General features: G+C 72.6%; 13 protein-coding genes. 3 read left to right on the top strand and 10 right to left on the bottom strand.

Translation table 11 applies throughout. The annotated features are described in order from the left end of the window. Nucleotides 1–45 precede the first annotated feature (45 nt). The gene (locus JWR81_RS06805; protein ID WP_297648240.1) at nt 46–750 is read left to right on the top strand and encodes a TetR/AcrR family transcriptional regulator; all 705 of its coding nucleotides are present in this window, start codon (nt 46–48) and stop codon (nt 748–750) included. Nucleotides 751–759: 9 nt separating this feature from the next. On the opposite strand, the gene JWR81_RS06800 is transcribed toward JWR81_RS06805, so the two are convergent. The 10 genes from JWR81_RS06800 to argS all read right to left on the bottom strand — a co-directional run bounded on the left by JWR81_RS06800 (nt 760) and on the right by argS (nt 13,127). Further along, nucleotides 760–1,407, bottom strand: coding sequence for an L-threonylcarbamoyladenylate synthase (locus JWR81_RS06800; protein WP_297648239.1), 648 nt, complete (start codon nt 1,405–1,407; stop codon nt 760–762). Between the two features lie 20 nt (nt 1,408–1,427). After that, nucleotides 1,428–2,300, bottom strand: a complete 873-nt coding sequence (gene prmC / locus JWR81_RS06795) for a peptide chain release factor N(5)-glutamine methyltransferase (RefSeq protein ID WP_297648236.1) — start codon at nt 2,298–2,300, stop codon at nt 1,428–1,430. 70 nt (nt 2,301–2,370) lie between these two features. After that, nucleotides 2,371–3,441: a peptide chain release factor 1 gene (prfA, locus tag JWR81_RS06790; protein ID WP_297648233.1), complete on the bottom strand. Its 1,071-nt coding sequence runs from the start codon at nt 3,439–3,441 to the stop codon at nt 2,371–2,373. A gap of 149 nt (nt 3,442–3,590) precedes the next feature. Beyond that, nucleotides 3,591–3,812 carry a 50S ribosomal protein L31 gene (rpmE, locus tag JWR81_RS06785; RefSeq protein WP_297648230.1) on the bottom strand — a complete coding sequence of 74 codons (222 nt, stop codon included), beginning with the start codon at nt 3,810–3,812 and terminating at the stop codon, nt 3,591–3,593. Nucleotides 3,813–3,946: 134 nt separating this feature from the next. Beyond that, nucleotides 3,947–6,160 carry a transcription termination factor Rho gene (gene rho, locus JWR81_RS06780; protein WP_297648241.1) on the bottom strand — a complete coding sequence of 738 codons (2,214 nt, stop codon included), beginning with the start codon at nt 6,158–6,160 and terminating at the stop codon, nt 3,947–3,949. Between the two features lie 376 nt (nt 6,161–6,536). Then, nucleotides 6,537–7,454 carry a homoserine kinase gene (thrB, locus tag JWR81_RS06775; RefSeq protein WP_297648228.1) on the bottom strand — a complete coding sequence of 306 codons (918 nt, stop codon included), beginning with the start codon at nt 7,452–7,454 and terminating at the stop codon, nt 6,537–6,539. Beyond that, nucleotides 7,454–8,530: a threonine synthase gene (gene thrC / locus JWR81_RS06770; RefSeq protein WP_297648225.1), complete on the bottom strand. Its 1,077-nt coding sequence runs from the start codon at nt 8,528–8,530 to the stop codon at nt 7,454–7,456. The genes thrB and thrC overlap by 1 nt, the downstream gene beginning before the upstream one ends. Then, nucleotides 8,527–9,879, bottom strand: a complete 1,353-nt coding sequence (locus JWR81_RS06765; RefSeq protein ID WP_297648221.1) for a homoserine dehydrogenase — start codon at nt 9,877–9,879, stop codon at nt 8,527–8,529. The genes thrC and JWR81_RS06765 overlap by 4 nt, the downstream gene beginning before the upstream one ends. Nucleotides 9,880–9,931: 52 nt before the next feature. Further along, entirely contained in the window at nt 9,932–11,374 is a 1,443-nt protein-coding gene (gene lysA / locus JWR81_RS06760; protein ID WP_297648218.1) for a diaminopimelate decarboxylase, read from the bottom strand. A 109-nt stretch (nt 11,375–11,483) separates the two neighbouring features. Then, nucleotides 11,484–13,127: an arginine--tRNA ligase gene (argS, locus tag JWR81_RS06755; protein WP_297648216.1), complete on the bottom strand. Its 1,644-nt coding sequence runs from the start codon at nt 13,125–13,127 to the stop codon at nt 11,484–11,486. A 118-nt stretch (nt 13,128–13,245) separates the two neighbouring features. Here argS and JWR81_RS06750 point away from each other — a divergent pair, with 118 nt between their 5' ends. Both JWR81_RS06750 and JWR81_RS06745 read left to right on the top strand, forming a co-directional pair. Beyond that, on the top strand, nt 13,246–14,082 hold the full coding sequence (locus JWR81_RS06750) for a DUF3105 domain-containing protein (RefSeq protein WP_297648214.1): 837 nt from the start codon (nt 13,246–13,248) through the stop codon (nt 14,080–14,082). A gap of 72 nt (nt 14,083–14,154) precedes the next feature. Further along, a partial coding sequence (locus JWR81_RS06745; protein ID WP_297648211.1) for a DUF305 domain-containing protein occupies nt 14,155–14,723 on the top strand: 569 nt, incomplete at its 3' end.

Raw genomic sequence — 14,723 nt, 5'->3', positions numbered from 1 at the left:
ATCTCGATAGTGGTCAGTGCTCTTGCCCTGTGTCAGACTGGCGCGATGAGCGCCGCCGGAGCCCGTGCCCGCGTCCGTGCCGAGCTGACCCGTGAGATCACCGAGGTCGCCCGCGCCCACCTCGCGTCCGACGGCGCCGCTGCGCTGTCACTGCGAGCCGTGGCGCGCGAGCTCGGCATGGCCAGCTCGGCGATCTACCGCTACTTCCCGAGCCGGGACGACCTGCTGACCGCCCTCATCGTCGACGCGTACGACACGCTGGGCGCCGCCGCGGAGGACGCCGACGCCGCGGCCGGCCCGGGTCTGCGGGCGCGCTGGCGGGCCGTCTGCGGCGCGGCGCGGGAGTGGGCACTGACCCATCCGCACGAGTACGCGCTGGTCTACGGCTCGCCCGTGCCCGGTTACGCCGCCCCCGAGAGCACGATCGGGCCGGCGGGACGCGTCGGCGCGGTCCTCTGCCGGATCCTCGTGGACGGGATCGCCGGCGGCGCGGTCGACGTCTCCTCCGACGGAACGGGCTCCGACGGGACGCTCACCCCCGGGGTGGCCGAGGGCCTGGGGCTGCCGGGCGATCCCACCGGGTCGGTCGCCGCCCGCGCGGTGTTCGCCTGGACCAGCCTCTTCGGCCTCATCAACTTCGAACTGTTCGGCCACACCCACAACGTGGTGGACGACCACACGACCTACTTCGACGGCGCCACGGCGCGCCTGGCCACCCTGGGCGGCCTCCCCGAGCAGCCCGCAGGCTAGGGCCGTCTCCTAAGCCGTGAGGACCTCGCGGCCCAGCACCTCGGCCACGGCCTCGCTCGTGACCGCACCCTCGCGCAGGATGCGCGGGGCGTCGGCGGTCAGGTCGACGATCGTGGAGGCCACCGGCTCGCCGGACGGGCCGCCGTCCAGGTACACCCCGACGGTGTCACCGAGCTGGGCCTGCGCCTCGTCGGCCGTGGTGGCGGGCGCCGAGCCGGAGATGTTGGCGCTGCTCACGGCCATCGGGCCCACTTCGCGCAGCAGTTCCAGCGCCACCGGGTGCAGCGGCATGCGCAGCATCACAGTGCCCAACGTGTTGCCGAGGTCCCAGGCCAGCGACGGCGCGTGCGGCAGCACCAGGGACAGCCCGCCGGGCCAGAACGCCTCGATCAGGTCACGCGCGGACTTCGGGACGCCCAGCACGAGGCCGTCGATGGTCGACCAGGACCCGACGAGCACCGGCACGGGCATGTCCGGGCCGCGGTGCTTGGCCGCGAGCAGAGCACGGACCGCGTCGCCCGAGAAGGCGTCGCACCCCAGCCCGTAGACGGTGTCGGTGGGCAGCACCACGAGTCGCCCGGCGCGGACGGTGCGGGCCGCCGCGGCCAAGCCGTCCGCGCGTGCGTCCGGGTCGGAGCAGTCGAAGGTCGGAGCCACGCCCGCAGCCTAGAACCAGCTCAGGAGGGACCGAGCCGCCGGGCGGTCGCGAAGCGGGGGCGGCCGTTGAGGTCGAGGTGCTCCTCGACGTCGGTGAGCACCCGCCGCCGGCTCAGCAGCGCGGGCACCGCCTCGCCGTGGGTGTCGTCGTGCTCGATGGCCAGACACCCGCCGTAGCGCAACAGGCCCGCCGACGTGGCGATGACGGCACGGATGATCTCCAGCCCGTCCGGGCCACCGAACACCGCACCGGGCGGGTCCCACTCCTCGACCTCGGGCGGGACCGGCGTGTGGTCGGGAACGTACGGCGGGTTGCACAGCACCAGGTCGACGTGGGACTCGAGCTCCACGAGCAGGTCGGTCCAGCGCACGTCGGCGGCGTGCAGCGTGACGGGCGTGCCGCCGGCGGAGGCGTGGTCGGAGATGTTGCGCTGTGCCCAGGTCAGAGCCCCGGGGTCGGCCTCGACGGCGTGCACGACGGCGTCCGGACGGGCGGCGGCCACGGCCAGCGCGAGGGCGGCCGAGCCCGTGCACAGGTCCACGACCAGCGGGGACGGCACATCGGCGATCGCCTTGAGCCCCCATTCGTAGAGCAGCTCGGTCTCGGGGCGGGGCGTGAACACCCCGGGCCCGACGGCCACCTCGACCGGCCCGAGCACAGCCGTGCCGAGCAGGTGCTGCAGCGGCTCGCGGGCGGCCCGGCGCACCACGAGCCTGCGCAGCACCTCGACGGCGGACGGGTCGACGAGCGGATGCATCATCAGCCTGCTGCGCTCCACCCCGACCACGTGCGCGGCGAGCGTCTCGGCGTCGAACCGCGGCGACGACACCCCGGCGTCGGCGAGCATTCGCTCGGCCTCGGCGATGGCCAGCCGCAGCGGCTGCCGGCTCACCGGTCGCCCCGGTCGTGCGCGGAGGCCGCGGCCCTGGCCACGGTGTCCGCGCACCGGCGCCGGAGGCGCGTCATGAGGCCAGCTGCTCTGCTCGGTCGGCGGCCTGCAGGGCCTCCACGACCCCGTCCAGCTCCCCGTCGAGGACGGTACCGAGGTTGTGGGCCTTGTAGCCGACCCGGTGGTCGGAGATCCGGTTCTCCGGGAAGTTGTACGTGCGGATGCGCTCCGAACGGTCGACGGTGCGCACCTGCGACTTACGCTCGGCCGACGCCGCGGCCTCCTGCTCGGCCTCGTGCAGGGCCTGCAGGCGGGAGCGCAGCACCTCCATCGCGCGGGCCCGGTTCTGCAGCTGCGAGCGCTCGTTCTGGCAGCTCACGACGATGCCGGTGGGCAGGTGCGTGATGCGGACCGCGGAGTCGGTGGTGTTGACGCTCTGGCCGCCGTGGCCCGAGGAGCGGAAGACGTCGACGCGCAGGTCGTTCTCGTCGATCAGGTCGGCCACAGCGTCGTCGGCGCCGGTGTCGGGGTAGACGAGCACGCCTGCGGCGGAGGTGTGGATGCGGCCCTGCGACTCCGTGACGGGCACGCGCTGAACGCGGTGCACGCCACCCTCGAACTTCAGCGCCGACCAGACGCCGGCGGGGTCGGTGCCGCGGGAGCGGACCACCATCGTCAGGTCCTTGACGCCGCCCAGGTCGCTGGGGTTCGAGTCGAGGACCTCGACCTTCCACCCGCGGCGCTCGGCGTAGCGCGTGTACATGCGCACGAGGTCGCCCGCGAACAGCGCGGACTCCTCGCCGCCCTCCCCCGACTTGACCTCCATGACGACGTCGTCGCCGTCGTGCGGGTCGCGCGGGACGAGCAGCTCGGCGAGCTTCGTCTCCAGAGCGGGGATGCGCGTGGCCAGCGACTCGGCCTCCGCGGCGAACGTGGGGTCCTCCGCGGCCAGCTCGCGGGCGGCGGCCTCGTCCTCCCGGACTGCGGCCAGCTCCTTCGCGGCCCCGACGACCTGGCCGAGCTCGGCGTACCGGCGCCCGAGCTTGCGGGCGTTGCCGGCGTCGGCGTGAACGGCGGGGTCGGCGAGCGCGCGCTCCAGCTCGGCGTGCTCCATGAGCAGCGCGTCGACGGACGGCGCACTCACCGCTTTCCCTCGCAGCGCTCGGTCAGCGCTTCGCGCAGGCGCTGTGTCGATGGTTCGCTCGCAAGCTCACTCACCCGACGAACTCCCTTCGGATACCCCCGGACATGCGGACGGCGCCCACCCCGAAAGGGTGGGCGCCGTCGGTGAAGCTAGGAGTTCTTGGCCGCGCGCTTGCCGTAGCGGGCCTCGAAGCGGGCGACGCGACCGCCGGCGTCGAGGATCTTCTGCTTGCCGGTGTAGAACGGGTGGCAGGCAGAGCAGACCTCGACGGTGATCGCACCGTTGGCCTTGGTGCTGCGCGTGGTGAACTGGTTGCCGCAACCGCAGGTGACCTGGGTGTCGACGTACTGCGGGTGGATGCCGGATCGCACGGTGGTTCCTCTCGGTATGACGCCGGGTCCCCGAGCAGCGACGGTTGATGCTGCCGCGGGGTGAACCGGAGCCGGAGCGTGACAACTCATTGAACCATCCGGCCCCGGGCGTTGTTCCCGGGGCCGGATGCGGCTCAGTCCTCGTTGTTGTTGGTACCCGGGGTGTTCTTCGCGACCTGCATCAGGAACTCGATGTTGGTGCGGGTCTTCTTGAGCTGACCGAGCACCAGGTCGAGCGCCTGCTGGTCGTCGAGGGCGGAGAGCACCCGGCGGAGCTTGACGGTGACCGCCAGCTCGTCGGGCGAGAGCAGCAGCTCCTCCTTGCGGGTGCCGGACGCGTCGATGTCGATGGCGGGGAAGACCCGCTTGTCGGCGATCTTGCGGTCCAGCTTCAGCTCGGCGTTGCCGGTGCCCTTGAACTCCTCGAAGATCACCGTGTCCATCGTGGACCCGGTCTCGACGAGCGCCGTGGCGAAGATGGTGAGCGAGCCACCGTCCTCGATGTTGCGCGCGGCGCCGAGGAAGCGCTTCGGCGGGTAGAGCGCCGTGGAGTCGACACCACCGGAGAGGATCCGGCCCGACGCGGGCGCGGCCAGGTTGTAGGCCCGGCCGAGGCGGGTGATCGAGTCGAGCAGCACGACGACGTCGTGGCCCATCTCGACGAGGCGCTTCGCCCGTTCGATGGCCAGCTCGGCGACCGTGGTGTGGTCGCCCGGCGGGCGGTCGAACGTGGAGGCGATGACCTCACCCTTCACCGACCGCTGCATGTCGGTGACCTCCTCAGGGCGCTCGTCCACGAGGACGACCATGAGGTGGCATTCCGGGTTGTTGGTGGTGATCGCGTTGGCGATCGACTGCATGATCATGGTCTTACCAGCCTTGGGCGGCGACACGATCAGCGCGCGCTGCCCCTTGCCGATCGGCATGACGAGGTCGATCACGCGCGTGGTGAGCTTCGACGGCTCGGTCTCCAGGCGCAGGCGCTCATTGGGGTAGAGCGGCGTGAGCTTGGTGAACTCCGGACGGTTCTTCAGGGTGTCCGGGTCCTGGCCGTTGATCGAGTCGACGCGCACCAGCGGGTTGAACTTCTGACGCGACTGCTCGCCCTCGCGGGGCTCGCGCACCGCGCCGGTGATGGCGTCACCGCGGCGCAGGCCGTAGCGGCGCACCACCGACAGCGACACGTAGACATCGGTGGGGCCGGACAGGTAGCCGGTGGTGCGGACGAACGCGTAGTTGTCCAGCACGTCGATGATGCCGGCCACGGGGAGCAGGACGTCGCCGTCACGCACCTCGGTGTCGACGTTGCCCTGACCACCGCCCTGTCCGCCGCCCGGGCGGTCGCTGCGGTCACGGCCGCGACGGCGGTCACGGAAGCGGCGGCCGCGGCGGCCGCGGCCGTCACCGTCGTCGTCCGCGTCGTCGTCGGGGCGGTTGTCGCGCGGGCCCCGGTTGTCGTTGCCGCTGTTGCGGCCACCGTCGTTCCGGTCGTTCCGGGTATCACCGCTGTTCCGGGTGTCACCGCCGTTCCGGGTGTCACCGCCGTTCCGGGTGTCACCGCCGTTCCGGGTGTCACCGCCGTTCCGGGTGTCACCGCCGTTCCCGTTGCGGTTGTCACCGCGAGCGTTGCTGCGGCCGCCGTCGTTGCGGTTGGTGTTCTGGCCGCCGTTGTCGTCGCGGCCCTCGCCGCGGTTGCGACGGCCCTCGCGCTGCGGGCGCTCGGTGTCGCCGGTGTTCTCGGCGATGCTCTCCGGAGCGGGCTCGGCCGCGCGGCCGAGCTGCTCGGTGCCGTTCTGGGCGCCGTTCGAACCGGAGCTCTGCTCGCCGTTCTGCTCACCCCGGCTGCGGCGCTGCCGGGAGCGACGCCCGCCGGGCTCGGAGCCAGCGGACTCGGAGCCGCCGGCCGGGGTCTCGGTGGCGCTGGCCTCGGTGGCCGGAGCCGCCGGTGCGCTCTCCGTGACGGTCACGGCGGCCGCGGCGGGCGCGGACGAGCCGTTGGTGGACGCCACCCCGTCGGAGGCGGGGGGGGCGCCGTTGGTGGCCGGCTGCGGGTCCGGGGCGCCCGCGGGACGCGACGCCGTGCGACGGCGGCGCGGGGTGGTGGTGGTGACGACCGGCGCGCCATCAGCGCTGGTCACCGGCTCGGACGCCGGGGAGGCGGCCGGCTCGGCCCGCTTCTCCGCCGCGCCGTTCTCCGGGAGCGTCAGCTGCGACTGGGCGGGCGCGGACGGGGCGGCGCCTCCACCCTGGCGCTCCTTGATGGCGGCGATGAGATCGCCCTTGCGCAGCCCCGTGGTGTCCGGGATGTTCAGCTCCCCGGCCAGCTGGCGGAGCTCCGCCAGCACCATTCCTGTGAGGCCACCGCGCTTGCGGGGGGCTGCTCCGGTGCTGACGAGATCGGTCTCGCTCAACGATTGTCCTTCCTGACCTACCGGGCCGTGCCCGGGTCAGCGGATTTCACACATTCGTCGCCGGCGGTGTGCCGGTCGACATGTCGGTCAACGGATCGCGGGATGAGCGGCCGCCCCGACTGGCGGGTCGGCGATCATCGCGACGGTCGCGGGAGGAGGCCGCTCGGACGGAGCCGGATCTGGGAGGAAAGATCTTCGCAGACTCGGCGCGAGTGGCCACGCGGATGACGCGTGGATCGCCGTTGCGAGGTCAAGCGTAGACGTATCCACTGGTCCGGGCAACAACCCCCCGTTCCGACACGCCGCAACCCCGTCAGCCGACGTCGATCCGCGCACCGTGGGCGTCGACCGGAAGCGGCATCGTGACGAAGCCGTGCAGGTCGATCCCGGCCGGGATCACACAGTCGGACGTGAGCGCGAGCACGGTGGGCCCCGCGCCGGAGATGGCGGCGGGGATGCCTTGCGAGCGCAGGGCGTCCACCAGATCGGCCGACTCCGGGTAGGCCGGACGGCGGTAGCCCTGGTGCAGACGGTCCTCGGTGGCAGGCATCAGCAGCTCGGGATGCTGGGTGAAGGCCAGCACCGCGAGTGCGGTGCGGCTGCCGGTGAAGGCGGCGTCCACCAGCGGGACCCGGTCGGGCAGGAGCCCGCGGGTGGTGCTGGTCAACGATTCGGTTCCCGCGACGAGCGCCACCGGGCGGATACCCGGATGCGCGTCGAGACGTACAGCGTGAAACCGCTCCGCGGTATTCCCGGCCGTCTCCCAGGCGACGACGAACCCGCCCAGCAGGCTGGCCGCCGCGTTGTCGGCGTGCCCCTCCATGCCGGCCGTGACCTGCAGCAACGTGTCGCGTTCCAGGGCGGGATCGCGCCCGGCGAGCACCACGGCTGCGATCGCGCCCGCGACCGCAGCGGCGGCGGAGCTGCCCAGGCCGCGCGAGTGCGGGATCGCGTTGCGGCAGCGCATCCGGACACCGGTGGGCGCGGTGCCGTCCTCGGTGGCGCCGGTGATGTTCCACGTGGTCTGCATCGCGCGGTAGACGAGGTGCGAGTCGTCGCACGGGACGCGACCGGCGCCCTCCCCCACCACCTCGACCTCGACGCCGTCGGGCGCCACCGACACCTCGACCTCGTCGTAGAGGCCGAGCGCGAGGCCGAGGGAGTCGAAGCCCGGTCCGAGGTTCGCCGACGACGCCGGCACGCGGACCCGGACCTCCGTGGGACGGCCCATCAGCCCAGTTCCAGCGCGGCCGCGACTGCCGAGGGGTCGATCGGTACGACGGTCGGCGCGGGCGCGGTGAGCAGCGCGGTGTCGGGGTCCTTCAGGCCGTGCCCCGTGACGGTGCACACCACCAGCGAGCCGCGCGGGAGCGAGCCGTCGGCGCAGGACTGCAGCAGCCCGGCCACGCTGGCCGCCGACGCGGGCTCGACGAACACCGCCTCCTGCGCCGAGAGCAGCCGGTAGGCGGCGAGGATCTCGTCGTCGGTGACGGCGGCGAACTTCCCGTTCGACTCCTCGCGTGCGGCCATCGCCGCCCCCCAGGACGCCGGCGCGCCGATGCGGATGGCCGTGGCGATCGTCTCCGGGTCCTTCACCGGGGCGCCGTTGACCAGCGGCGCGGCACCCGCGGCCTGGTAGCCGAACATGCGCGGCGCCGCCGGGATGAGGCCGTCGGCGAGGTAGCCGGTGTAGCCCTTCCAGTAGGCCGTGATGTTGCCCGCGTTGCCGACGGGCAGGCAGTGGACGTCGGGGGCGCGGCCCAGCTCGTCGCAGATCTCGTACGCGGCGCTGGCCTGTCCGGCGATGCGGGTGGGGTTGACCGAGTTGACGAGCGCGGCCACCGGGTAGTCGGCGGCGGTCTTGCGGGCGAGCTCGAGGCAGTCGTCGAAGTTGCCGTCGATCTGCAGGATCCGGGCACCGTGCGCCACCGCCTGGGCGAGCTTGCCGAGCGCGATCTTGCCCTGCGGGATGAGCACCGCACAGGTCATGCCGGCACGCGTGGCGTAGGCGGCGGCCGAGGCGGACGTGTTGCCCGTGGAGGCGCAGATCACACCCTGCTGACCGCCTGCGAGGGCCGCCGTGACGGCCATCGTCATGCCGCGGTCCTTGAACGACCCCGTGGGGTTGGCACCGTCGACCTTGAGGAACACCTCGCAGCCGGTCATCTCCGACAGGATCGGCGCGGGCAGCAGCGGGGTGCCGCCCTCCCCGAGGGTGACGATCGTCCAGTCGGGCTGCACCGGCATGCGGTCGCGGTAGGCCTCGATGACCCCCGGCCAGCGGACGAGCTTGGCTGCGGCCGTCATCGCACTCCCTTTCGTCCCAGGTCCTCGACCCTCAACACACTGTCGACCCCGTGCACCGCCTCGAGGCCGGTCAGCGCCGCCACACAGGTGGCCAGCGCGGCCTCCGGCGCCGCGTGCGTGACGAGCACGAGCCGTGCGGGTGCGCCCGGCTCCGGGTCGGGCGCGCCGTCGTAGGTGGTGCCGCCGCCGCTCTGGCGCACGGCCGCGATGCTCACGCCGTGGCGCGCGAACTCGCCGGCGATGGTGGAGAGCACGCCGGCGCGGTCGGCCACGTCGAGGCTGACGTGGTACCGCGTGGGCACGGTGCCCATCGGGCGGATCGGCAGGCTCGCGTAGGCGCTCTCGCGGGGCCCGCGGCCGCCGACCACGCGGTTGCGCGCGACGGCGACCAGGTCGCCCAGTACGGCGCTGGCCGTGGGCGCGCCACCGGCTCCCTGACCGTAGAACATGAGCTGACCTGCGGCCTCGGCCTCGACGAACACCGCGTTGAACGCGCCGTCGACGGCCGCGAGCGGGTGCGTGGTGGGGATCATGGCCGGGTAGACGCGGGCCGAGACCGACTCGGGCGCGTCGGCGGTGGCGGGTGCGCGCTCGCAGATGGCCAGCAGCTTGATCACGCAGCCGAGGCCCGTGGCGGCGGCGATGTCGGCGGCGGTGACCTCGCGGATGCCCTCGCAGTGGACGTCGGCCGAGGTCACGCGCGTGTGGAAGGCGAGCGTGGCGAGGATGGCGGCCTTGGACGCGGCGTCGTAGCCGTCGACGTCGGCGCTCGGGTCGGCCTCCGCGTACCCGAGGCGGGTGGCCTCGTCGAGGGCGTCGGCGTAGCTGGCGCCGGACTCCGTCATCGCCGAGAGGATGAAGTTGGTGGTGCCGTTGACGATGCCGGCCACGCGGGTGATCCTGTCGCCGGCGAGCGACTCGCGCAGCGGGCGCAGCAGCGGGATCGCGCCGGCCACCGAGGCCTCGTAGTAGAGGTCTGCGCCGGACGCGTCGGCCGCCTCGGCGAGTGTGGCGCCGTCCTCGGCGAGCAGCGCCTTGTTGGCCGTGACCACGGACTTGCCCGCCTTGAGCGCCTCCAGCAGGAGCGAGCGGGCGGGCTCGATGCCGCCGATCACCTCGACGACGACGTCCACGTCCTCGCGCGTGACCAGCGCGGACGCGTCCGTTGTGAGAAGCGCGCCGAGCTCGGGATGCTTGTGCGGGCGGCGCACCGCCACCCCGACGAGCTCGACGGGAGCGCCGGCACGGGCGGTCAGCTCGTCGGCCTGGTCGCGCAGGAGCCGCACGACCTCGCCGCCGACAGTCCCGCACCCCAACATCGCGACGCGGATCGCGTCCTTCACTGCCACCCCTGGATCATCGCTGGTCGCGGGCCGTCACGGTGCATCGGCGTGCTGTCCTTCACTCCGAGACCTCGAGCCGGAACTGGTCGGCCACCGTCTCGCGCCGCAGCAGCACGCGCGCGGCCCCGTCCTTGACGGCGACGACGGCGGGCCGCGGCAGCCGGTTGTACGAGCTCGCCATCGAGTAGCAGTAGGCCCCGGTGGCGGCGACGGCAAGCAGGTCACCGGGGGCGAGATCGGCGGGGAGCCAGCAGTCGCGCACCACGATGTCGCCGCTCTCGCAGTGCTTGCCGACCACGCGCGACAGGGCCGCCTCGCCCGTGCCGTCCCGTTCGGAGCTGCGGGAGACCAGCCGGCAGTCGTACACGGCGTCGTAGAGGGCCGTGCGGATGTTGTCGCTCATCCCGCCGTCGACGCTGACGTACCGGCGGCCCGTGGAACCGCCGAGTGGCACGTCCTTGAGCGTGCCCACCTCGTAGAGCGTGACGGTGCCGGGGCCGGCGATGGCGCGCCCGGGCTCCACGGCGATCGCCGGGACGTCCAGATCGGCGGCATGGCACTCGCGCTTGACGATCTCGCGCAGCTCCTGGGCCAGCTCGGTGACGTCGAGCGGCGACTCCTCCGACCGGTAGGCGATGCCGAACCCGCCACCCAGGTCGAGGGTGTTGAGCGCCTCCAGCGCGTCCCCGCCGTGCTCCTCGTGCAGCTGCGCGAGGAACCGGACGACGCGGTGCGCGGCGACCTCGAAGCCCTCGGTGTCGAAGATCTGGCTGCCGATGTGGCTGTGCAGCCCCACCAGCGACAGCCCGTCGGCCCTCAGCACCCGCCGCGCTGCCTCGGCCGCGTCGCTCGCGGCGCCGCCGGAGATCGAGAACCCGAACTTCTGGTCCTCGTGGGCGGTGGCGATGAACTCGTGGGTGTGGGCCTCGACGCCGACCGTCAGCCGGATCATCACCGGCGCCACCACGCCCCGCTCGCGCGCGACCTGGTCCAGCCGGGCGATCTCGTGGAACGAGTCCAGCACCACCCGCCCGACGCCCGCCTCGACGGCGGCGACGAGCTCCTCGGTGGACTTGTTGTTGCCGTGCAGGGCGATGCGCTCGGCCGGGAAGCCCGCGCGCAGCGCCACGGCCAGCTCCCCGCCGCTGCAGACGTCGAGCGACAGCCCCTCGTCGGCCACCCAGCGGGCGACCTCCACCGAGAGGAACGCCTTGGCCGCGTAGTGCACCTGGCCCGCCCCGAAGGCGGCCGCGAACTCGGCGGCGCGGGAGCGGAAGTCGTCCTCGTCGATGACGAAGAGCGGCGTGCCGTAGGTCTCGGCCAGCTCGCGCACATCGACGCCCGCGAGCTCGACCGCTCCCCCGGCACCTCGGACCGCGCCGCGCGGCCACACCGACGGCGCCAGCACGTCGAGCTCGGACGCGCCGGACGGGTGCGGACCCGCGGTCTCGGGCGGAGTCGAGATGCCGGCGTGCAGCGGCCCCGCAGGATGGGCTCTCATGACTGCGCCTCCGCGGGAGGGGGCACGTCGGACGATGACTGCGCCTCCGCGTGGAGGAGCACGTCGAATGATGACTGCGCCTCCGCGGGGATGCGCACGTCGGCGCGGCTCACATCCTCTCCGGCGCGCTCACACCCAGCAGACCCAGGCCGTTCGCCAGCACCTGACGGGCCGCGACGCACAGCCCGAGCCGGGCGCGGTGCAGGTCGGAGATCTCCTCGTCGCCCATCGGCAGAACGCGGCAGGCGTCGTAGAACTTGTGGTACGCCGCGGCGAGCTGCTCGAGGTAGCGCGCCACCCGGTGCGGCTCGCGCAGCTCGGCGGCCGACGCCACGACCGACGGGAACTCCCCGAGCGTCCGGACGAGGTCGCCCTCACGGGGATGCTCGAGCAGGCCGAACTCCTCGCCCGGCGTCATGCCCAGGTCGGCGGCGTTGCGCGCGAGCGAGGCCAGCCGCGCGTGGGCGTACTGGACGTAGAAGACGGGGTTGTCGTTGCTGCGCCTGGTGAGCAGGTCGAGGTCGATGTCGAGCGACGAGTCCACCGACGAACGGATCAACGAGTAGCGCGCGGCGTCGACGCCCACGGCCTCCACCAGGTCGTCCATCGTGACGACGTTGCCCGCACGCTTGCTCATCCGGACCGGCACGCCGTCCTTGACGAGGTTGACCAACTGCCCGATGAGCACCTCGACGACGTCGGGATCGTCACCGAAGGCGGCCGCCGCGGCCTTGAGCCGGGCGACATAGCCGTGGTGGTCGGCGCCGAGCATGTAGATGCACAGGTCGAACCCGCGCGAGCGCTTGTCGAGGAAGTAGGCGATGTCGCCGGCGATGTAGGCGGGGTTGCCGTCGCTCTTGATGACGACGCGGTCCTTGTCGTCGCCGAACTCGGTGGAGCGCAGCCACCAGGCGCCGTCGGCCTCGTAGAGGTTGCCGGAGTCCTTCAACCGGTTCACGGCGGTCTCGACCGCGCCGGAGTCGTGCAGCGACTGCTCGTGAAACCACACGTCGAAGTCGGTGCCGAAGTCGTGGAGCGCCTGCTTGATCTCCACGAACATCTGGTTGACACCGACCCTGCGGAAGATCTCGTCGCGGTCGGGCGCGTCGAGGGCGCCCGGCTCGACGGCGAGCACCTGCTGGGCGATCTCGTTGATGTAGGCGCCGCCGTAGCCGTCCTCGGGCGCGGGCTCGCCCTTCGCGGCCGCCACCAGCGAGCCGACGAACCGGTCGATCTGCTTGCCTGCGTCGTTGAAGTAGTACTCGCGGGTGACCTTGGCGCCCCGCGCGGCGAGCACCCGGCCGAGCGCGTCGCCGACCGCGGCCCAGCGGGTGCCGCCCAGGTGCAGCGGGCCCGTCGGGTTGGCCGAGACGAACTCGAGGTTCACGTTCTTGTCGGAGTACTCGTCGCCGGTGCCGTAGGCGTCCCCCGCCACCAGGACCTCGCGCACGATGCCGCCCTGCGCGTCGGCGGCGAGGCGCAGGTTGATGAAGCCGGGGCCGGCGATCTCGGCGCTGGCGATGCCGTCCTTTCCGGTCAGCTCCTCGACGAGCCAGGCGGCGAGGTCCCGCGGCGGCACGCCCGCCTTCTTCGCGGCGCGCAGCGCGACGTTGGTGGCGTAGTCGCCGTGCTCGGGGTTGCGCGGCCGCTCGACACCGACATCGTCGGGCAGCGCCGCGAGGTCCAGGCCGCGTCGCGCCAACACGTCGGACGCGGCGGTACGGACCAGGTCGGCGAGCAGAGCGGGAGTCACCTGACAAGTCTAGGAGGTGGCGCTGACCGGTTTCTCAGGTGCCACTTCTAGACTTGATCGACGCAAGGGCCGTCCGGGTGACGGCCGCACCACCGGTTCCCCGAGGTCTGGACGGTCCATGGTCAGCGGCAAGAACAGCAAGGCGGTGCGCAACGCACGCGCGGCCGTGGTCAGCCACCGTTCGACGCCGTGGGGAATGATCGCGGCCATCCTCGTGGTGGTGCTGTTCGCGGGCGCGATCTTCGGTTACTACGTCGTCCAGAACAACGCCAAGCAGGCCAAGGTCGACGCGCTGGCGGCGTTCACGCCCAGCGCCACCGACAAGGACCCGTCCACCAAGATCCCGGGCGTCATCACCGCCACCTACACCGGCGGCCAGCACGTGCAGCCGAACCAGGAGGTGGCCTACACCCACAGCCCGCCGTTCGGCGGCACGCACGACGGCTTCTGGGCCGCGTGCAACGGCGTCGTCTACCCGACGGCGGTGCGCAGCGAGAACATGGTGCACGCGCTCGAGCACGGCTCGGTCTGGATCGCCTACAACCCCGACCGGATCACCGGTGCCGCCGTGCAGACGCTCGCCGCGAAGGTGCAGGGCCAGCCGTACACGCTGATGTCGCCCTACCCCGGCCTCGACCAGCCGATCTCGCTGCAGTCGTGGGGCCACCAGCTCAAGCTCTCCGACGTGAACGACCCGCGGATCGACCAGTTCATCCAGGCGCTGCGCACGAACCAGTACGCCTACCCCGAGGTCGGCGCGAGCTGCCAGGCACTCGGCCCGGGCCAGTTCGACCAGGACAACCCGCCGCCGTTCAAGCCGGCCCCTCCCGTCAGCGCGATCAACAACACCACGGTGATGCCGGAGATCATCGCCGGCGCGGCCACGGGCGCCGTGCCCGACGCGGGCACGGGCGCGGGCTCCACCCCGGCCACCGGCACCGGGACCGGCGGATGAACACCGCCGACGCACTCACCCCCGCGGAGGCGGCATGAGCACCGCCGACGCACTCACCCCCGCGGAGGCGGCATGAGCACCGAGACGGCCCTGCCCCCCGTGGACGACGACCCGCCAGTCGATGGGACCGACCGGCGCGAGCCGGGCTGGGTGCGGCCGTTCATCGTGGCCGCGGGCGTGCTCGTGCTGCTGCTGATCGGAGCCACCGGCGGGCTGCTCGTGGCCCGCTCCGGCTCCACGACGCTGCCGATCCCCGCAGCCGACTCGGTGGACGTCGAGTTCGCGCAGGACATGAGCGTGCACCACCAGCAGGCCACCCAGATGGCCTCGTGGGAGCGCGACCACACCACCGACCCCGACCTCCACCAGCTGTCCTACGACATCGAGTCGACCCAGACGGCCCAGATCGGCCGCATGCAGGGTTGGCTGGAGCTGTGGGGCGCGAGCGCGCAGCCCGTCGGCCGCCCGTACATGACGTGGATGGCGCCCGACGCGATGCACGGCATGACCATGAGCGCGAGCGGCGGCGTCACCACCATGCCCGGCATGGCGTCGGCCCAGGACCTCAAGAACCTGCGCGCCGCCACCGGCAAGCAGCTCGACGTCCTGTTCCTGCAGCTCATGCTGCGCCACCATGAGGG

Origin of the sequence: Pseudonocardia sp., assembly GCF_025965585.1 — a bacterium.
Taxonomy (GTDB): domain Bacteria; phylum Actinomycetota; class Actinomycetes; order Mycobacteriales; family Pseudonocardiaceae; genus Pseudonocardia.
Note: the sequence above shows the minus strand (reverse complement) of the source record. Positions and strands in the feature narration are given on the sequence as shown.